At 64.1% G+C, this 18,409-nt stretch carries 16 protein-coding genes; 5 read left to right on the forward strand and 11 right to left on the reverse strand.

What is annotated here, in order from left to right:
- Positions 1-197: 197 nt before the first annotated feature.
- Together Q9K02_RS00540 and Q9K02_RS00545 are read left to right on the forward strand one after the other, a co-directional pair.
- Positions 198-1,016: a TerC family protein gene (locus tag Q9K02_RS00540; protein WP_305931119.1), complete on the forward strand. Its 819-nt coding sequence runs from the start codon at positions 198-200 to the stop codon at positions 1,014-1,016.
- On the forward strand, positions 1,013-1,453 hold the full coding sequence (locus Q9K02_RS00545; RefSeq protein WP_305931120.1) for a protein tyrosine phosphatase family protein: 441 nt from the start codon (positions 1,013-1,015) through the stop codon (positions 1,451-1,453). Before Q9K02_RS00540 ends, Q9K02_RS00545 begins: the two co-directional genes overlap by 4 nt.
- On the opposite strand, the gene Q9K02_RS00550 is transcribed toward Q9K02_RS00545, so the two are convergent.
- Positions 1,454-2,875 (reverse strand): amidohydrolase, encoded by a 1,422-nt coding sequence (locus Q9K02_RS00550; protein ID WP_305931121.1) that lies wholly within the window; start codon positions 2,873-2,875, stop codon positions 1,454-1,456.
- 66 nt (positions 2,876-2,941) lie between these two features.
- Here Q9K02_RS00550 and Q9K02_RS00555 point away from each other — a divergent pair, with 66 nt between their 5' ends.
- Genes Q9K02_RS00555 through Q9K02_RS00565 form a run of 3 tightly spaced genes read left to right on the forward strand, consistent with a single transcriptional unit; the run spans position 2,942 to position 5,901 of the window.
- Positions 2,942-3,349: a hypothetical protein gene (locus Q9K02_RS00555; protein ID WP_305931122.1), complete on the forward strand. Its 408-nt coding sequence runs from the start codon at positions 2,942-2,944 to the stop codon at positions 3,347-3,349.
- Positions 3,350-3,351: 2 nt separating this feature from the next.
- A complete protein-coding gene (locus Q9K02_RS00560; RefSeq protein ID WP_305931123.1) occupies positions 3,352-4,290 on the forward strand; it encodes a sterol desaturase family protein in 939 nt (312 codons plus the stop codon).
- A gap of 24 nt (positions 4,291-4,314) precedes the next feature.
- Entirely contained in the window at positions 4,315-5,901 is a 1,587-nt protein-coding gene (locus Q9K02_RS00565) for a GMC family oxidoreductase (RefSeq protein WP_305931124.1), read from the forward strand.
- A gap of 54 nt (positions 5,902-5,955) precedes the next feature.
- Here the strand turns inward: Q9K02_RS00565 and Q9K02_RS00570 are convergent, their stop codons facing one another.
- The 10 genes from Q9K02_RS00570 to pheS form a co-directional block, all read right to left on the reverse strand.
- Positions 5,956-8,337 carry a TonB-dependent receptor gene (locus tag Q9K02_RS00570; protein WP_305931125.1) on the reverse strand — a complete coding sequence of 794 codons (2,382 nt, stop codon included), beginning with the start codon at positions 8,335-8,337 and terminating at the stop codon, positions 5,956-5,958.
- A gap of 270 nt (positions 8,338-8,607) precedes the next feature.
- Positions 8,608-9,951 (reverse strand): ammonium transporter, encoded by a 1,344-nt coding sequence (locus tag Q9K02_RS00575; RefSeq protein WP_305931126.1) that lies wholly within the window; start codon positions 9,949-9,951, stop codon positions 8,608-8,610.
- Between the two features lie 17 nt (positions 9,952-9,968).
- The gene (locus Q9K02_RS00580; RefSeq protein ID WP_278329546.1) at positions 9,969-10,307 is read right to left on the reverse strand and encodes a P-II family nitrogen regulator; all 339 of its coding nucleotides are present in this window, start codon (positions 10,305-10,307) and stop codon (positions 9,969-9,971) included.
- A 146-nt stretch (positions 10,308-10,453) separates the two neighbouring features.
- Entirely contained in the window at positions 10,454-11,155 is a 702-nt protein-coding gene (locus Q9K02_RS00585; protein ID WP_305931127.1) for an endonuclease/exonuclease/phosphatase family protein, read from the reverse strand.
- Positions 11,156-11,161: 6 nt separating this feature from the next.
- A complete protein-coding gene (locus tag Q9K02_RS00590) occupies positions 11,162-11,719 on the reverse strand; it encodes a pyridoxamine 5'-phosphate oxidase family protein (RefSeq protein WP_305931128.1) in 558 nt (185 codons plus the stop codon).
- Positions 11,719-12,588, reverse strand: a complete 870-nt coding sequence (locus Q9K02_RS00595) for an alpha/beta fold hydrolase (RefSeq protein ID WP_305931129.1) — start codon at positions 12,586-12,588, stop codon at positions 11,719-11,721. The genes Q9K02_RS00590 and Q9K02_RS00595 overlap by 1 nt, the downstream gene beginning before the upstream one ends.
- Before the next feature lie 37 nt (positions 12,589-12,625).
- A complete protein-coding gene (locus tag Q9K02_RS00600) occupies positions 12,626-14,161 on the reverse strand; it encodes a peptide chain release factor 3 (protein ID WP_305931130.1) in 1,536 nt (511 codons plus the stop codon).
- A gap of 7 nt (positions 14,162-14,168) precedes the next feature.
- Positions 14,169-14,915 (reverse strand): SDR family NAD(P)-dependent oxidoreductase, encoded by a 747-nt coding sequence (locus tag Q9K02_RS00605; protein WP_305931131.1) that lies wholly within the window; start codon positions 14,913-14,915, stop codon positions 14,169-14,171.
- Complete coding sequence (gene pheT / locus Q9K02_RS00610) at positions 14,912-17,305, reverse strand: phenylalanine--tRNA ligase subunit beta (RefSeq protein WP_305931132.1); 2,394 nt, start codon at positions 17,303-17,305, stop codon at positions 14,912-14,914. Before pheT ends, Q9K02_RS00605 begins: the two co-directional genes overlap by 4 nt.
- Positions 17,302-18,402, reverse strand: coding sequence for a phenylalanine--tRNA ligase subunit alpha (gene pheS / locus Q9K02_RS00615; RefSeq protein WP_305931133.1), 1,101 nt, complete (start codon positions 18,400-18,402; stop codon positions 17,302-17,304). Before pheS ends, pheT begins: the two co-directional genes overlap by 4 nt.
- Positions 18,403-18,409 lie beyond the last annotated feature (7 nt).

The raw sequence follows: 18,409 nt of genomic DNA on the forward strand, positions 1-18,409 counted from the left end.
CTTGCCACGCCGGACCGCGGAGGGTGCGCCCGCAGGGCAGCCCACCGCACATTTCGACACGCATAGCGCGAATCCGCGCGTGTTGCGAATGATTTAGCGTTCGGATGCCGTCTCGCGCAAAATTGTGACATTTTCGCATGAGGTTCCGCCACGTCGTTTCGCTTGCGCGTCCCCGGCCGGCTTGGCATTGCGACGCCATGGAAATCATGGCCCTCTTGTCCGACCCCGCAGCATGGCTCGCGCTCCTGACGCTGATTGCGCTGGAAGTCGTGCTGGGCATCGACAATCTCATTTTCATCGCGATCCTCTCGAACAAGCTGCCCGAGCACCAGCAGCAGAAGGCACGCCGCATCGGCCTCGCTCTCGCGCTGATCCTGCGGATCGGCATGCTGATGCTGATCGGTTGGCTGGTCACGCTGCAGACGCCTATCTTCGATCTCGGCATCGTCGGGCCGCCGGTCGAGGGCACGAACAAGGCCAGCTTCGAAACGGCGTTCTCCGGGCGCGATCTCATCCTCCTCGCAGGCGGCCTATTCCTCCTGTGGAAGGCGACCAAGGAAATCCATCATTCGATGGAGCCGGAGGACGACTCGGGCGATCTGCTGGACAAGACACCGGGGGTCGCGGCGGCCGCCACGGCGACTTTCGGCTCTGTGATCGTCCAAATCATCGCGATCGACATGGTCTTCTCGGTCGATTCGATCCTGACCGCGGTCGGCATGACCGACGACATTCCGATCATGGTCGCTGCCGTGGTCATCACGGTCGGTATCATGATGGTTGCCGCCGATCCGCTGGCGAAATTCATCGAGAGCAATCCGACGCTGGTCATGCTGGCCTTGGCCTTCCTCGTGATGATCGGCCTCGTCCTGATCGCCGACGGCTTCGGCTTCCATGTGCCCAAGGGCTATATCTACGCCGCCATGGGCTTCTCGGTCGGCGTCGAGATTCTCAATATCGTCCAGCGCCGCCGCCGTGCGGGGCAGCGTGCCGCAGCCAAGGGAGAAGCCGCATGACCGATTTCCGTAAGATCGACGATGGCTTCTTCGCCAGCCCGCAAATTTCCGTGGCCGATGTGTCGCAAGCGGCGGCCATGGGGATCGGCACGATCGTGAACAACCGTCCGGAAGGCGAGGCGGACGACCAGCCTGCAGGCAGCGACATCGAATCAGCCACGAAAGCAGCCGGCTTGAACTATGTCGCGATCCCGATCGGCCACTCGGGTTTCAGCATGCCGCAGGTCGACGCGATGTCGGAAGTTCTCGCCAAGGCCGACCGTCCCGTGCTCGGCTTCTGCCGCTCGGGCACGCGCTCGACTCTGCTCTGGTCGCTCGCCCAGGCAAAGCAAGGCCGAGATCCGGACGAGATCGCCGCAGCGGCGGAAGCCGGTGGCTATTCGATCGATCCCGTCCGCCCGACGGTCGACATGCTTGCGGGCAAATCCAGCGACTGATCAGCGACGATAATCGAGCGGCGGGTCGCGATCGCCCAGCAGCGACTGGTACTCATACCCTTCGCCCCGCTCCGCGATGAACTCCGCTTTCGCCTGCTCGCGCAGCTGCGGATTGGTGTAGAGCTCGACCGCCGCAAGGATCATGGCCTTGGCCGCCTGCTGCGTGCCTTTCGCACCGTAGCTATGCCCGCTGGCAGCAACCGCCTGCCAGCTATGCGCCGCCGTGCCAGGCACCCACGTGGCAGTGCGGACGCTGACCGTCGGCACGGCGCGCGACACGTCGCCGACGTCGGTGGAACCATAACCGGTCTTCACCTCGAATTCCTCCACCTCGCGCGCCTGCGACAGATCGGGGGCATCCTCGCCGAAGGATTCGCGGATTTCACGCGCCCAGGCGAGTTCCTCGGCGGTGTATTCGATCGGTTCGAGCTGGTTGAGCTTCTCGGTCATCATGCGCTGGAGAGACTCTAGTGGCAGGGTGGGATTGTTGCCGTGGATGATCTCCCAGTCGACATCCGTACCGGTGCCCATCGCCGCGCCCTTCGCCGCAGCCTCGAGCCGGGGCCACAGCGCGCGGACCTCGTCGGCGTCGGAGTGGCGCACGTAATAGAACACTTCGGCGAAATCGGGGACCACGTTCGGGGCCGCCCCGCCTTCGGTGATGACGTAATGGATGCGCGTATCCATGCTAGTGTGCTCACGCATCATGTTGACCATCATGTTCATCGCCTCGACACCGTCGAGCGCGCTGCGTCCGCGCTCCGGCGCTCCCGCCGCGTGGGCCGACACGCCGCGGAAACGGAACTTGCCCGAACGGTTGGCGAGGCTCATGCGCGAGGCGGCGGAATTGCGGTCCGCCGGGTGCCAGTCGATCACGAAATCGGCATCGTCGAACAGGCCGGCGCGGGTCATATAGACCTTGCCCGATCCGCCTTCTTCCGCCGGAGTACCGTAGAGCCTGACGCGGCCCGGCGTGCCGGTCGCCTCCAGCCAGTTCCTGATCGCAATCGCCGCGGTGAGCGAGCCTGCACCGAACAAATTATGCCCGCAGGCGTGACCCGCATGCTTGCCTTCGACCGGATCGCGATTGGGCGAGGTCGACTGGTTGATCCCCGGCAGCGCGTCGAATTCCGCCAGCAGTCCGATGACCGGACCGCCACTGCCCCATTCGGCCACGAAGGCCGTCGGAATACCGGCAACGCCCGGCTGGATGGAGAACCCTTCCCGTTGCAATTCGTCCACCAGCAATCCGCTCGATTGGGTTTCGAGGTAGCCGAGTTCCGCCAGTTCCCAGATTTCGCGCGCGACACGGCTGGTGCGTTCGCTCTCGGCCTCGACTGCGGCGATAGGATCGGCCTCTTGCGCGGCTGCGGGCAGCGCGAGCGTCATGGCAGTGGCGGCGAGTAGGACGGCGACTTTCATGCAGAATATCTCCCTGGTCGGCGCATGCTTGCCGCAAAATACGCGTCATGCCAAATCGGCATTTGCATGACCCTGCCACCTGCCCTCCTTCAGTTTCTCGGTTCGCTCGCCGCAATCCTCGTGTTGGCCGCGATTGCTTGGCGATTGAAGCTCGGCCCCGAGCCACGGCTGGACGATGAGAATGCCGCGCGTAGGGCTGCCGACGAAGCCGTCAGCGGCTTCGAACCCGTCGCAATCGGGCTGGACAGGGAGGGTCGCGGCGCCCTGTTGCGCGATAGCGGAGGTCGAGTCCTCCTGTTGCGACCACATGGCTCCCACTTCGCCGGTCGCCTGCTGAGCGATCGGGCAGATGCGCGGATCGAGGATGGCGAGCTTTTTGTCGAGACGGCGGAGAAGCGTTATGGCTCCGCCCGACTCGCGCTTGCCGACGCTTCAGCTTGGATGCAGGCGATCAAGGCGATAAAGAGCCGCTAATCATGCCCGATTTCTCGCCCACCGAACTCGCCGTGCCCGGCTTCGTCGCGCTGGTCCTGATCGAAATGATCTGGGCTTGGCGTAAGCGGCGCGAGGCCTATGAGCCGCGCGATACGTTGACCAGTTTGGCGTTCGGCCTCGGCAGCACGGTCAGCGGACTGATCTTCGGCGGGTTGTTCTTCGCGCTGTTCCTGTGGGTGTGGCAGTTCCGCCTGTTCGACATCGGCTGGAGCTGGTGGGCTTTCGCGCTCTGCTTCGTGCTCGACGATCTCAAATACTACTGGGTCCACCGCTTCGGCCACCGCGTGCGCTGGTTCTGGGCGAGCCATGTGAACCACCATTCCAGCCAGCATTACAATCTCAGCACCGCACTCCGCCAGACCTGGACCGGCTTCATGACGCTGGGCTTCGCCTTCGCCCTGCCGCTGGTGCTGCTCGGCTTCCATCCGGGCATGATCGCGCTCGCAGGCGGGTTCAACCTGATCTACCAGTTCTGGATCCACACCGAGGCGATCGACAAGATGCCGCGCTGGTTCGAGGCGGTTATGAACACGCCGAGCCACCACCGGGTGCATCATGCAACCAATCCGCGCTATCTCGACCGCAACTACGCGGGAGTCTTCATCGTCTGGGACAAGCTGTTCGGCACGTTCGAGCCCGAAGTGAAAGACGAGAAGATCCGCTACGGTATCGTCAAGCAGCTCGGCAGCTTCAATTTGCTATGGGCGGTGTTCCACGAATGGATCGGCATCGCGCAGGACATGTGGCGCGCGCCGCGGGGCAGCAAGCTCGGCTATCTTCTGCGCGAACCCGGCTGGACGCATGACGGCACCCGCGAGACCAGCGACCAGATCCGCGCTGCATGGCTGGCACGACAGGCGTCGGACCCTAAACCCGTTTCATCCGAAAACCCGATTGCGGGCGAGGCCGAGGCTGCCTAACCTCTCGAATCGAGAGGAGATATCATGGATGAATTCGACGTAGTCGTCGTCGGCGGCGGTAGCGGAGGCAGCGCGGTCGCGGGCCGGCTGGCAGAGGGCGGCAAGCGCGTGTGCCTGCTGGAGGCCGGGGGGCGTAACAACACCGCCCTGATCAAGACGCCGGGCTTCATGCCCTTTCTCAATGACAAGTCGAATTATCGCTACGAGACGGTGCCGCAGAAAGGGCTGAACGGGCGCACCGGTTACCAGCCACGCGGACGCGGGCTCGGCGGATCCTCGGCGATCAACGCCATGGTCTATATCCGCGGCAACAGCTGGGATTACGACAATTGGGAGGCGCTCGGCTGCTCCGGCTGGAGCCATGACGACGTGCTCCCCTATTTCAAACGCGCCGAACACAATGTGCGGGGCGAGGATGAATTTCACGGCGACGATGGCCCGCTGTGGGTCAGCGACCAGAAATGGCCCAACCCGGGCAGCCTCGCATTTGTCGAGGCCGCAGCGCAGCTGCAATTGCCGCGCAACAATGACTTCAACGGAGCCACCCAGGCAGGTTTCGGCCTCTACCAGGTAACGCAAAAGGATGGCGAACGCTGGTCCGCTGCGCGCGCCTATGTCGAGCCGAAGCGCAAATCGAAAAACCTCGACATCCGCATCGGCGTTACCGTCCAGCGGCTGGTGATCACAGACGGGCGCGTCACCGGCGTCACCTATTCGGTAGGCGGGAAGGAGCGCACCGTCTCGGCGCGCGGAGCCGTGGTGCTCTCGGCGGGAGCGTTCAACTCGCCGCAAATCCTGATGCTGTCCGGTATCGGCCCGGCGGCGCACCTGCGCGAGCACGGGATCGAGGTGAAGCTGGACAAGCCCGCCGTCGGATCGGACCTGCAGGACCACATCGACTACGTCTCCAGCTGGGAAACGCAGAGCAAGGACTTCATCGGCGACAGCCTGGCGGGCACCGTGCGCATGGCCAAGGCCATCGTCGAGCACCGGCGCAAGCGGACCGGCATCATGACCACGCCCTATGCCGAAGCCGGCGGGTTCTGGAAGGTCATGCCCGATGCACCTGCGCCCGATATCCAGTGGCACTTCGTACCCGCCATGCTGGAGGATCACGGGCGCGAGAAGGTCAAGGGCCACGGCTTCTCATTGCACGCCTGCGTCTTGCGGCCCGAGAGCCGGGGCACCGTGCGGCTCGACAGCCGCGAGGCGAGCCACGCTCCGCGCATCGATCCGAACTTCCTCGACGACGACCGCGACATCGCCACCTTGCGCGAAGGCGTGCGGCTGTCGCACCGGATCGCTTCCTCGCCGAGCCTCTCGCGCTACGAGCCGAAGGACCGCTACGCCATCGACCTGGACGACGATGCGCAGCTCGACGAGTTGATCAGAAGCCGCGCCGACACCGTCTACCACCCGGTCGGCACCTGCCGCATGGGCGCAGATGCGGATGCGGTAGTCGATCCGACGCTGAAAGCGCGCGGGGTCGATGGGCTGTACATCGCCGATGCCAGCATCATGCCGCGCCTCGTCAGCGGCAACACCAATGCGCCGAGCATCATGATCGGCGAACGCTGCGCCGACTTCGTGAAGGACGCGTTGGCTGCATAGCAAAGGACAAGGGGCGGGACCGAAGCCCGCCCCTTTCAAGTTTTCTCGCGCCCCTTAAAACGACTGACGCGCCGTTATTCCAAATGTCCGCGGCGTGCTCACCCGATAGCCGAGACGTGCCCGGCCGCCGCGCTCGCGGTCGAAGCTGAGCAGCGCATTTTCGTCGAGCAGGTTGTTCACATAAACAACCAGCGAGAAGCCGGAGTCGAAATCGACGCCTGCGTTGAGATTCACCAGATCATAGGAGGGCAGCAGCAGGTCGACCGTGGTCGACGCATCGGCCGGCGCCCCGCGGAACGGCAAGCCATGCACGAAGGTGCGCGGATTGTTCTCCTGGTCCGCCGGCTGCGTATAGCGATTGCCGACATGGCTGTACGACGCCGCCACATAGGCGTCCGCCGTGGCCGAAACCGGGAATTCGTAGCTGCCCGAGACCGAAAGCTGGAATTCCGGCACCGACGGCAGGCGATTGCCCTCCCGAATGCCGGTGGCGGTGGCCAGCGGCTCGGGCAGGGTCGAATCGAATTCCGCTTCGATCAGGCTGCCTGAGAAGACGAAGTCCAGCCCCGGAGTGGGCGAGAAGCCGACTTCCGCCTCCACACCCATCGAATGGGCGTCCGGCACGTTGAACACCACGCGCGACGAGCAGCTGCCCGCATCGAGCGTGACCTGGAGGTCGCTGATGTCGTTATAGAAGCCTGCGACATTGGCGTAGAAGCCGCGCCCCTGCGCCTTCGCACCTACTTCGTAGTTCCACAGGCTTTCGTCGTCATAGCTCTGGAAGGAGCCGAACAGCGCTTCGTCGTCCGGCGAGCAGAGCGTCACGTTGAGCGGATCGTTGACGCCGCCGAGGCGGAAGCCTTTCGATGCCTGTGCGTTCAATGTCAGCGTGTCGTTGACATCGTAGCTGAGCAGCACGCGCGGGCTGACGCCGTCGGACTTCGTGGTATCCGCCGCGTTGTCGCCATTGGCGAACAGGCCGCCCGAGACGAAGCGGCGGCTTTCCTCGAAATCGTAATACCGCGCACCGACCGTCGCATCGAAAGCATCGGTGATAGCGTAAGTTGCCTCGCCGAAAATGGCGATCTGCTCCAGCTCGTAGGGGATATCCGCATTGTAGGGCGAATCGAGGTTGGGAAAACCATTGGCGACCGCCGCGGAAGTTCCCGCGCCCAGCGTCGCATCGGTCGCCGCCGCGTAGCCCGGTGTCGGCAGGCGCTGGCGGTAGAAGCGATCGGTGCTCGAATAGAACCCGCCGACGACCCACTGTAACGGGCCGCTGCCATTGGACGACAGCCGTAATTCCTGCGTGATCGCGTTGACGTCGGTCGTATCGCGCAGGTTCGAAGGCAAATTGATTGCGGCGGTGGGATAGCCGAGATCGACCGAAACCGATCCGCTCAGCGCGCTGGCATCGCGACTCACCAAAATGTCGCGGTTGGTGTAGGAGCTGACCGAGGTCAGCGTGACTGCGCCGAGCTCAGCTTCGACCACGAGGTCGGCGATCAGTGTCTCGTCCTCGAACGCCTCGCGCAGTTTCAGATACTGCTCGCGCTCGTCGAAGACGGTCGGATCGGCCTGATCGGGATTGGCGTAGAGGTTCCAGATTTCCTGCCGGTTGAAGCCGTCGGCAGTGATCTTCTGATAGATGAAGCGCGGGGTGATGCTAAAGCCCTCGCCCGTGTCGATCGTCAGCGCGAGGCGGCCGCCATAGCGTTCGCCGCCATTGATGTCCTCGCCGCCGGCCGGGCCGATCGCATCGATGAAGCCGCCGTATTGCGTGTAATAACCGACAGCACGGATGGCAGCACGTTCACCGAGCGGCAGATTGACCATGCCCTTGGCGTGCCAGCCCAAATCGTCCCCGTCGACAAGGTTCACATTGCCCTCGACAAGGCCTTCGGTCACCCCGACCAGCGGCTGGTTGGTGATGTAGCGGATCGTGCCGCCGACGCTGCCCGAGCCAAACAGCGTGCCCTGCGGGCCGCGAAGGGTTTCGACACGATTGAGGTCGAACAAATCGAGATCCGGCGTGAACAGCGAAAGCGAGATCACGCTTTCGTCGAGATAGACGCCGACCTGCTCCTTCACGCCCGGCTGGTCGCGCACGACCTGGCCGGCGGAAACGCCGCGCACCGAAACCTGGCTCTGGCCCGGCCCGAGGTTCTGGACCGAAAGCCCGGCGACATTGCGCGACAGATCTTCCAGATTGCCCACGCCCGATTTCTGGATGTCTTCCTGCGTCTGCGCGTTGATCGAGAAGGGGACGTCCTGAATCGTTGAGTCGCGCTTCGTCGCGGTCACGATGATGACGTCTTCATCGCCCTCGACCTGTTCGGCGACCTGCGCCGCAACCGGGGTCGCGATCGCGACGAGGCCGCAGCCTGCGAGCAGCGACGCTGCGCGGCTTACCCTGTGCGTGAAGATAACTTGCATAATCCGTCTCCTCCTGCGTGCGGGCATTTTCGGCCCTGCAACAACAAGCGGGATGAATCCGGGATAGAGACTTATCAATAGTTATAATGTGCAAGCACCCATTTTACGGATATTGCGTAGCAATCGAGTCACATCGACACAGGACACAAAAAAGGGGCCGGAGAAAGATCCCCGGCCCTTGAAGGCTCATGTTCGCAGGAGGAACATCGTTTGGCGGGGCCACCTCCGAGAGGAGAGGAGAGAGAAGAGGCGGCCCCGCCTAACTTGGTGTCAATTATAAGCCCGCTCCCCGTGTTCGGAGATGTCGAGGCCGTCGACTTCGGCTTCCTCGGAGACCCTGAGGCCGAGCAGCATCTTGACGACCAGTCCGACGACCAGGGTGCCGATACCGGCCCAGGCAATCGTCACGAGTACGCTGTAGATCTGGACCCAGAGCTGGGCGCCGAGTGCGGTCGAGCCGTCGCCGGGACCGGCGAGGAACGGCTGGTAGACCACCGCCGTGCCGATCGCGCCGACGATGCCGCCGATACCGTGGATGCCGAAGGCGTCGAGGCTGTCGTCATAGCCGAGCTTGGCCTTGATCTTCGCTACGAAGACGTAGCAGACGGCCGAGCTGACGATACCGAGCAGGATCGCGCCGAAAGGACCGCTGTTACCCGCTGCAGGCGTCACGGCGACGAGGCCGGCGATGACGCCCGAGCAGAAGCCGAGAGCCGAACCCTTGTGCCCTGCCAGCTTCTCGATCACCATCCAGGTCAGCGCCCCTGCCGCCGTGGCGACGAAGGTGTTGATCATGGCGAGGCCGGCCGATGCATCCGCCTCGAGAGCGGAGCCGGCATTGAAGCCGAACCAGCCCACCCACAGGAGGCCAGTACCGACCATGGTGAGTGTCAGGCTGTGCGGCGGCATCGGCTCCGCCGGATAGCCGCGACGCTTGCCGAGAAGGTATGCGAGCACGAGACCCGAAACGCCGGCGTTGATGTGCACCACGGTGCCGCCCGCGAAGTCGAGCGCGCCGTCTTCGAACAGCAGCCCGCCACCGGCCCAGACCATGTGGGCGATGGGGAAATAGACGATCGTCAGCCACAGCGGCACGAACAGCATGACGGCGCTGAACTTCATCCGCTCTGCCGTCGCGCCCAGGATAAGCGCCGCAGTAATGGCCGCGAAGGTCATCTGGAAGCTTATGAACACGAACTCGCTGATCACCTCATCGGTGAAGGTCGCGGCCGTGCTCGACGCATCGGTCTGCGCCAGGAAGAGATTGCCCCAGCTGAAGAAGGCATTGCCTTCGGGACCAAAGGCCGTGGAATAGCCCCACATGACCCAGACGAGCATCGCCAGCGAGGCGGTCGCGCCGATCTGGGTCATGGTGGAGAGCATGTTTTTGGAGCGGGTGAGGCCGCCGTAGAACAGCGCGAGGCCTGGCAGGATCATCAGCATGACCAAGACGGTCGCGGTCATCATCCAGGCATTGTTGCCGGGATTGGGCACGGCTGCTGCCGCTTCCGCGACTGCGACGGGCGCCTGGAGCCCCGGATCTTGCGCAAATGCCGTAACCGGCGCGAGAAGCGCGAGGCCGACGGCGCTCACGCGGGAAAGAGTGCGAAGCATGGTTGGTTCCTTCATCGTCACAGCGCGGTGTCGCCGGTTTCGCCGGTGCGGATGCGGGTGGCGCTGGCGAGGTCGAAGACGAAGATCTTCCCGTCGCCGATCGCCTCGCTGCTGGCGGTTTGCTGGATGGTTTCGACCACTTGCGGGGCAAGGTCATCGCTGGTCGCGATCTCCAGCTTCACCTTGGGCAGCATGTTGGTCGAATATTCGGCGCCGCGATAAATCTCGGTTTGCCCCTTCTGGCGCCCGAAGCCCTTGACTTCGGACACGGTCATTCCGGCCACACCCACTGCGCCGAGCGCTTCGCGCACTTCGTCGAGCTTGTATGGCTTGATGACGGCGATGATGAATTTCACGCGTTCACCCCCTGCTGGCTATCCGCCGGCCCCGATGCCGGCTCTCGCAGGTGCAGCATGAAGCGTGCCAAATTGAATTGCGAAGGCCACGGGCCCCAGGTGCGAGGCCCAAAAACAGTTGGCCTGCCTAAATTATAATCGGCTGATCATTTTGTGTGCAGCTTCAGCCGCGCGACGATCGGGAGGTGATCCGATGCGATTGCGGCGAGGGGTGTGTGGTGGACGTTCGTGTCGACACATTCCCAGTGGCGCGTGGCGGCGATCCGGTCGAGCGTCGCGATCGGCTGGCGGCTAGGATAGCTGCGGCCCGGCGTAACGAGCTGCCATTCCTTGCCGAATTCCCGCATGGCCCCTGTATGTCGGCCCCACTGGTTGAAATCGCCGAGGATGACCGAGGGCAAATCGCGTTTGCAGGTATCGACATAGGTCAGGAGCGAGCGGATCTGGTCGCGGCGGCGCAGGCCGGAAAGGTCGAGATGCGTGCCGATTACGCGCAACAACCTGCCGTCCACCGCAATTTCGCCGCACGCTGCACCGCGGGGCTCGAGTGTCGGAATATCGAGCGCGTGACTCGCGACGATCTCCACATCTCTCCTCACCAGCAGCGCATTGCCATGCCAGCCGATGCTGCGCGGCCGCCGTGCGACCTCGACCACGCGCCATCTGGTATCGTCGAGCGCCGCGCGCGGCAGCACCGTCGCCCGGTCGCCGATCCGCCGGTCCGCTTCCTGGAGCGCGATGATATCGGCATCTATCTCGTGCAGTACCGACAGGATGCGCTCGGGATCGCGCCTGCGATCGAGGCCGACAGCCTTATGGATGTTGTAGCTGGCGAAAGTGAGTTGCACGCCTGCTCAGTCGCCCGCGATATAGCGTTCGGTGGGGCGCGTCGGGAGGCCGTCGATGCTCTGCGTCCGCGATTGCGCCTTTGCCACCCAAGCGTCGGGGTCCATCTTCCGGTGCGCTTTCTTCAGCGTCTCACGCTCGTCGTGGTAGTCCATGAACGGCACCCCCCAGCCGCAGCTGGTCTGCACGCTTTCCACTGCAATGTCGAAGATCTGCCGCGTGCCGGGAAGCATGTCGAAATAGCCGGACAATTCGCTCCAGCCGGCATCTTGCGGCAGCACGGCGCGGCCGGTCCCGTAGATGCGCAGGATCAGAGCAGGCCGGCCGAAGTTGCAGAACATCAGCGTGATGCGACCATCCGCGGCGAGATGCGCGTGAGTCTCGTTGCCCGAACCAGCGAGGTCGAGATAGGCGACGCGATCCGGCGCGATCACGCGAAAGGCATCGTAGCCCTTGGGGCTGAGGTTAATGCGGGCATCTTCGGCGGCCGTCGCGACGAAAAAGACAGGCTGCTGGCCGATCATGGCGATGTGCTTGTCGTCGAGACGGTCGAAGAAGTCTGCCATTACAGAAAGTCCCTCAAGGTTTTCATGAACCGGTCGAACTGGTCGTGGTGGAGCCAGTGTCCGGCATTTGCGAACTCGATCACATCGGCATTGGCGAAATGGTCGAGCCGCCCATCGCCTTCTGGATTGGAGGCCCAGCTGTCGGCGCCGTAGAGCAGTAGCGTGGGCGCCGTGATCGCGGCCCAGGTCTGGTGGAGAAACTCGTCGGCAATGTCCTCGACCGGCCAGACATTGAGGTGCGGATCGAACTTCCAGCTATAGGTGCCGTCCTCGTTGCGATTGACGCCATGGATGGTGAGGTGCCGGGCCTGTTCCTCGGTGAGGTAACTGTTCTCCTCGATCATCCGTGCGAAAGCAGCTTCTATACTTTCATACTTGCGTGGGGATCGACCGGAGGCGGCGCGCTTCTTGCCGATCCATTCGTTTAGCCGCTCGGGATAGGGCTTGGCGCGTAGCTCTTCCTGCCGCTTGGGGCTGGGGCCGAGGCCTTCGATGGCGACGATCTTGGCGACCATGTCGGGAAAAGTCCCCGCATAGCGCAGCGATACATTGCCTCCCATCGAATGGCTGACGATCGTCACCGGTCCGACGCCGAGCTGGTGGACCAGCTGCGCAAGGTCGTACACCATGTCGCTGGCCGAATAATTGCCGTCCGAAACCCAGTCGGAATCGCCATGGCCGCGGTGATCCATCGCGACCACGTGCCAGTCCTGGCAAAGCTCTTCCGCCACCCAGTCCCAGCTGCGCGCATGGTCACGCCCGCCGTGGACCAGCACTAGCGGCGGCTTCCCCCGATTGCCCCAGTCGAGATAGTTGAGGCGCAGGCGCTGCGAAATGAAGGTCTGGGAGGTCGGGCCGGGAATGGTCATGTGCGGGGTTTGCGACAAGCCCAGCGCAGTTTCAACCTCAACGCTCCTTCGTGGCGGAGAAGGTCAGGTCCGGGTTCTTCTCTTCCTGATAATTCACATCCCACGGGCTCTTGGCCATGAACACCAGATCGCCATCGCGGTCGCGCGCGAGATTGGCGCGGTTGAATTTCTCGAATTCGTCCAGCGCCTTGTCGTCGCCCTTGAGCCAGCGTGCGGTGGCGAAGGGCGACGGCTCGAGATTGGCCTTCACCTTGTATTCCGCCTCCATGCGAGAGATCAGCACCTCCAGCTGCAGTTGGCCGACCACGCCGACGATATGCTGCGCCCCGAGCTCGGGGTAGAAGACCTGGATCACACCTTCTTCGCTGAGATCGTCGAGCGCTTTCCTGAGCTGCTTGGTCTTGGTCGGATCGGCCAGCACGACACGGCGCAGGATCTCCGGCGCAAAATTCGGCAGGCCGGTGAAGCGCACATCGTTTTTCTCGGACAGCGTATCGCCGACGCGCAGCGTGCCGTGGTTCGGAATGCCGATGATGTCGCCCGCGAAGGCCGTGTCCGCGATCTCGCGATCCTGCGCGAAGAACAGGATCGGCGAGTGGACCGCAATGGGCTTGCCGAGTCCGCTCGGCGTCAGTTTCATGCCGCGTTTGAAAGTGCCCGAAACCTGCCGCATGAAAGCGATCCGGTCGCGGTGGTTGGGGTCCATGTTGGCCTGTACTTTGAAGATGAAGCCGGTAACCTCGTCGCGCTCCGGGCTGATCTGCTCCTCACCAGCCGGCTGCGGGCGCGGCGGCGGGGCCCATTTGGCGATCGCCTCGATCAGCTCCTCGACCCCGAAATTCTTGAGCGCCGACCCGAAGAACACCGGTGTCAGATCGCCATTGCGATAGGCTTCGAGGTCGAATTCGGGATAGCCGATCTTCGTCAGCTCGATTTCTTCTTCGAGGTCCTCCGGCAGATCGCCCAGCGGCTCGCGCTTGCCGAGGAACTCCTTGCTGCCGCCTTCGGGCCGCGTGACCGTGTCGCTGGCGAAATCAAGTACGCCGGTGAACAGCCCACCCATGCCGAGCGGCGCGTTCTGCGGGCTGACATCGAGCGCCAGCGCATCGGCCACCTCGTCGAGAATCTCGAACAACGGGCGACCTTCCCGGTCGACCTTGTTGACGAAGGTGATGATCGGCACGTTGCGCAGGCGGCAGACTTCGAACAGCTTGCGCGTCTGGCTCTCGATCCCCTTGGCGACGTCGATCACCATGATGGCGGAATCGACCGCGGTCAGCGTACGGTAGGTGTCTTCGGAGAAATCCTCGTGCCCCGGCGTGTCGAGCAGGTTGAAGGTGATGACTTCGCCGTCGATCTCCTTCTCGAAGGTCATCACGCTGGAAGTGACCGAGATGCCGCGCTGCTGCTCGATCTTCATCCAGTCCGACCGCGCCCGCCGCGCCGCGCCGCGCGCCTTGACTTCGCCAGCAAGGTGGATCGCCCCGCCCTGCAGCAGCAGCTTTTCGGTAAGCGTCGTCTTGCCCGCGTCGGGGTGCGAAATGATCGCGAAAGTACGGCGATTGGAAGTCATGTAATACTCAGTCGCGGGCAACGCGGAAGCCGGCGAAATCCTGGCTCACCGGCATCAGTTCGATACGGTTGATATTGAGGTGCGAGGGCAACTCCGCGACCCATAGGATGGTGTTCGCGATGTCCTCTCCAGTCATCGGGTCGGAGCCGCGATAGAGATCGTCGCTGGCCTGCTGGCTGCCGGTGCGAACGAGCGTGAACTCGGTCTCGACCATGCCCGGCTCGATGCTCGTCACGCGCACGCCGGTGCCATGGAGGTCGGCGCGCAGGGCCAGCGTGAAATGGTTCGCGAAGGCCTTGGACCCGGCATAGACATTGCCGCCCGGATAGACATAGCTCCCCGCGACCGAGCCGATTGCGATGATCGCGCCCTTGCGCTCGATCAGCACGGGCAGCAACTTGCGCGTCAGCTTTACCATGGCCGTCACATTGGTGTCGATCATGGTCTGCCAGTCGTCGAGGTCCGCCTCCTGCGCGGGCGAGAGGCCCTGCGCGAGACCGGCGTTGTTCACCAGCAGGTCGATGCCGGCGAAGTCCTCGGGCAGGCCAGCAATGGCGGCATCCATCGCCGCCTCCTCGCGCACATCGAAAACGCAGGGATGGATGTTGTCCGCCCCCAGCTCCGCGACCAGCGCATCGAGCCGTTCCTTGCGGCGTCCCGTCGCAACGCAGCGCCAGCCCTTGGCGACCAGCGCACGGACAGTCGCCTCGCCAATTCCCGCGGTGGCCCCGGTTACGAAAGCAGTCCTGGTCATCCGCGCAACTCCGCGCCTTGCTTGCCGGCGGCGGCGACGACCTTGTCCGAGATCGCTTTAATCTCCTCGTCGGTGAAACTCTTTTCGTCTGGCTGGAGCACGGTCTCGACTGCGACCGACTTCTTGCCTTCGGGCACACCCTGCCCGGCGAAGACGTCGAACACGCGCGCGGAGACGATCGCCTGCTTGTCCGCACCCTTCACCGCCCGCACGAGGTCGGCGGCGGCGAGATCGGCGGGGACGAGGAAGGCGAAGTCGCGCGTAATCGCCTGCAATGCGGGCGGCGTGTAGCTTGGGCGTGCGAAAGTCCCCTCACCCTTCTTCGCCGGGATGGCATCGAGGAAAATCTCAACCGCGACGACCGGGCCCTCGACGTCGAAGGCCTTGAGCGTCTTCGGATGCAGCGCGCCGAAGCGCGCCAGCGCGTTCTTGGGTCCGAGCCGCAGCGTCGCGGACTGGCCGGGGTGGAACTGGTCGCCCGCTTCACCCATGACCATAAGATTCTCGACCGGCGCACCAACGGCTTCGAGCAGCGCGAGCGCTTCGGCCTTGGCGTCATAGGCGTCGAACTGGCTAGCCTTGCCCTGCGCCCATCCCCGCGGTGCCTTTTCGCCCGCGAGCACGACACCAAGCGTCGGCTTCTCGTCGCTCGCGCCGTCCTTGCCCCGGAAATAGCGCCGTCCAATTTCGAATAAGCGCGTACCCGGCGCGCCGCGATCCGCATTGCGCTTGGCCGCAGCGAGCAAGCCGGGGATGAGCGAGGGGCGCATCGCCTTCATGTCCTCGCTGATCGGATTGTCGAGCACCCACAACTGTGCGCCGTCCGCGAAATGCTCGGCGTCACCGGTGGGAAGGAAGGACCAGGTCACCGCCTCGTTCAGCCCACGAGCGGCCGCCGCGCGGCGCAGTTTGCGCTCGAGCTTCTGCTGCGGCGAAGCGGTCGGTTGCGCGACACCGTCGGCGCGCGGCAGGGCGACGCTTGCGACATTCTCAAGGCCGTAAATGCGAACCACTTCCTCGACCAGATCGGCCGGGCCTTCGATGTCATGGCGACGCGGCGGGCAGGTGACCTGCCAGTCGGGGCCTACCTTGAAGTCGAGTTCGGTCAGGATGCGACGCTGCTCGTCCTCGGCCACGTCGACGCCGCCCAAGCGGCTCGTCAGTGCGGGATCGAACGGCACCACCATCGACTCGACCGGCGGCTTTCCGGCGCGCGTCGCCTCGGTCGGCGTGCCGCCGCAGGTTTGCGCGATCAGGTCTGTCAGCAGCGCAAGGCCATCGTCGAGAAACGCGGGATCGACGCCGCGCTCGAACCGCGTACGCGCGTCGGACGCGAGGCCCAGCTTGCGACCCGTCACACCGATGCGCTCGGGATCGAAATAGGCGATCTCGAGCAATACGTCGGTCGTGCCCTCGGTCGCGCCCGAATGCTCGCCGCCCATGATCCCGCCGATGTCGTGCACGCCGGCATCGTCGGCGATAACCGTCATCGTGTCATCGAGCGTGTAGGTCTTCTCGTTCAGCGCCTCGATCGTCTCGCCATCCTGCGCGCGGCGCGCGACGACGGGACCGGACAGCCTGGCGACATCGTAGACATGCGCCGGACGGCCGCAGGCGAGCATGAGATAATTCGTGCAGTCCACCAGAGCGCTGATCGGGCGCTGACCCGCTGCCTTTAGGCGGCGCTGCATCCACCCAGGCGAGGGTCTGGTGTTGTCGACGCCGCGGATGACGCGGCCATAGAACGCCGGGCAGCCCTCCGGATCGTCGGTGCGGATTTCGACCGGGCACTCACCCTCGCCGTCGATACTCGGGACCTCGATCGGCTTAAACGTACCGAGCCCCGCTGCCGCGAGATCGCGCGCGATGCCCATCACGCCCATGCAATCGGGGCGGTTGGGAGTGATTGCCACGTCGAACACCGGAGAGGCGTCGCTGTAATCTGCGAAGCTCGTACCGACCGGCGCATCCTCTGGCAGTTCGATGATGCCGTCATGCTCGTCGCCGAGCTCGAGTTCGCGCACCGAGCACATCATGCCGTTGCTTTCGACGCCGCGGATCGCGCTCTTGCGCAATTCCATACCGTTCGCGGGGACGACCGCTCCGGGCAGGCCGAGCACGCCCTTCATGCCGCTGCGTGCATTGGGCGCGCCGCAGACGACCTGTAGCGGCTGGCCATCACCGGTATCGACGCTGAGGACCTGCAGCTTGTCGGCATCGGGATGCTTTTCTGCCGTCAGCACCTTCGCGACGCGGAAACCGGCGAGCTTGTCCGCCGGGTCCTCGATCCCTTCGACCTCATGGCCGATCCGGTTCAGCGCAGCCGCGATCTCCGCCACCGAGGCATCGGTGTCGAGGAAGTGCTTCAGCCATTCGAGCGAGAACTTCATGCGCGCGCTCCTACGCCGGCAGACAGGGTGGGCTGATCGAAGGGCGAGAAGCCGTAATGCTCCGCCCAGCGATAATCGCCGTCGAAGAAGGCGCGCAGGTCGTCCATGCCGTATTTGAGCATCGCGAGGCGATCGACGCCGAGGCCCCAGGCGAAGCCCGAATAGACGTCCGGATCGACGCCCGCGAATTCCAGCACGCGGCGGTTGACCATGCCGCTGCCGAGCAGCTCCATCCAGCCGTGGCCCGGTGCATCGCCGTCTCCGCCCAGAACGCGGCGACCATTCACATCCTGCCAGCCGACATCGACTTCGACCGACGGTTCGGTGAAGGGGAAGTAGCTCGGGCGCAGCCGCAGCACGATATCGTCGCGCTCGAAGAAGGCCTTGAGGAAAGTCTCCAGCGTCCACTTCAAGTGGCCCAGGTGGATGCCTTTGTCGATCACGAGACCTTCGACCTGGTGGAACATCGGTGTGTGCGTTGCGTCGCTGTCGCTGCGATAGACACGGCCCGGTGCGATTATGCGGATCGGCGCACCCTGCTCGGCCATGGAGCGGATCTGGACCGGGCTCGTGTGAGTCCGGAGCAGCATACGGCGACCCTCGCTGTCCAAATCCGGGAAATAGAACGTGTCGTGCATCGCGCGCGCGGGATGCGTTTCCGCCATGTTGAGCGCAGTGAAATTGTGCCAGTCGTCCTCGATCTCCGGCCCGGTGGCGACGGTAAAGCCGAGGTCCGCAAAAATCTCCGCCAGCTCGTCCATCACCTGACTGACCGGGTGGACCGAACCCTTCGGCGTTGCGGGTGCAGGCAGCGTCAGGTCGAGCACCTCGTTCGCCAGCCGCGCTTCGAGCTCGGCCTCGTCGAGCTGCTCTTTCTTGGCAGCGATCGCATCGGCCACGTCGCCGCGCAGGCCCTGGATCTTGGGCGCTTCGGTCTGGCGCTCTTCGGGCGTCATCTTGCCGAGCGTCTTCATGAGGCCCGAAATCGAGCCCTGCTTGCCGAGGAATTCGACCCGCAAAGCCTCCAGCGCAGCGGCATTCTGGGCGTCCGCAATCCTGCCGAGCGCTTCGGTTTTGAGAGTTTCGAGATCGGTCATGGGTAGT

The organism is Qipengyuania profundimaris (assembly GCF_030717945.1).
Lineage (GTDB): Bacteria > Pseudomonadota > Alphaproteobacteria > Sphingomonadales > Sphingomonadaceae > Qipengyuania > Qipengyuania profundimaris.

What these genes read in the sequence shown, in the direction of transcription:
- Q9K02_RS00540 (WP_305931119.1), top strand. Translation starts at nt 198, where the DNA reads ATGGAAATCATGGCCCTCTTGTCCGACCCCGCAGCATGGCTCGCGCTC.
- Q9K02_RS00545 (WP_305931120.1), top strand. Translation starts at nt 1,013, where the DNA reads ATGACCGATTTCCGTAAGATCGACGATGGCTTCTTCGCCAGCCCGCAA.
- Q9K02_RS00550 (WP_305931121.1), bottom strand. Translation starts at nt 2,875, where the DNA reads ATGAAAGTCGCCGTCCTACTCGCCGCCACTGCCATGACGCTCGCGCTG.
- Q9K02_RS00555 (WP_305931122.1), top strand. Translation starts at nt 2,942, where the DNA reads ATGACCCTGCCACCTGCCCTCCTTCAGTTTCTCGGTTCGCTCGCCGCA.
- Q9K02_RS00560 (WP_305931123.1), top strand. Translation starts at nt 3,352, where the DNA reads ATGCCCGATTTCTCGCCCACCGAACTCGCCGTGCCCGGCTTCGTCGCG.
- Q9K02_RS00565 (WP_305931124.1), top strand. Translation starts at nt 4,315, where the DNA reads ATGGATGAATTCGACGTAGTCGTCGTCGGCGGCGGTAGCGGAGGCAGC.
- Q9K02_RS00570 (WP_305931125.1), bottom strand. Translation starts at nt 8,337, where the DNA reads ATGCAAGTTATCTTCACGCACAGGGTAAGCCGCGCAGCGTCGCTGCTC.
- Q9K02_RS00575 (WP_305931126.1), bottom strand. Translation starts at nt 9,951, where the DNA reads ATGCTTCGCACTCTTTCCCGCGTGAGCGCCGTCGGCCTCGCGCTTCTC.
- Q9K02_RS00590 (WP_305931128.1), bottom strand. Translation starts at nt 11,719, where the DNA reads ATGGCAGACTTCTTCGACCGTCTCGACGACAAGCACATCGCCATGATC.
- Q9K02_RS00595 (WP_305931129.1), bottom strand. Translation starts at nt 12,588, where the DNA reads ATGACCATTCCCGGCCCGACCTCCCAGACCTTCATTTCGCAGCGCCTG.
- Q9K02_RS00600 (WP_305931130.1), bottom strand. Translation starts at nt 14,161, where the DNA reads ATGACTTCCAATCGCCGTACTTTCGCGATCATTTCGCACCCCGACGCG.
- Q9K02_RS00605 (WP_305931131.1), bottom strand. Translation starts at nt 14,915, where the DNA reads ATGACCAGGACTGCTTTCGTAACCGGGGCCACCGCGGGAATTGGCGAG.
- pheT (WP_305931132.1), bottom strand. Translation starts at nt 17,305, where the DNA reads ATGAAGTTCTCGCTCGAATGGCTGAAGCACTTCCTCGACACCGATGCC.
- pheS (WP_305931133.1), bottom strand. Translation starts at nt 18,402, where the DNA reads ATGACCGATCTCGAAACTCTCAAAACCGAAGCGCTCGGCAGGATTGCG.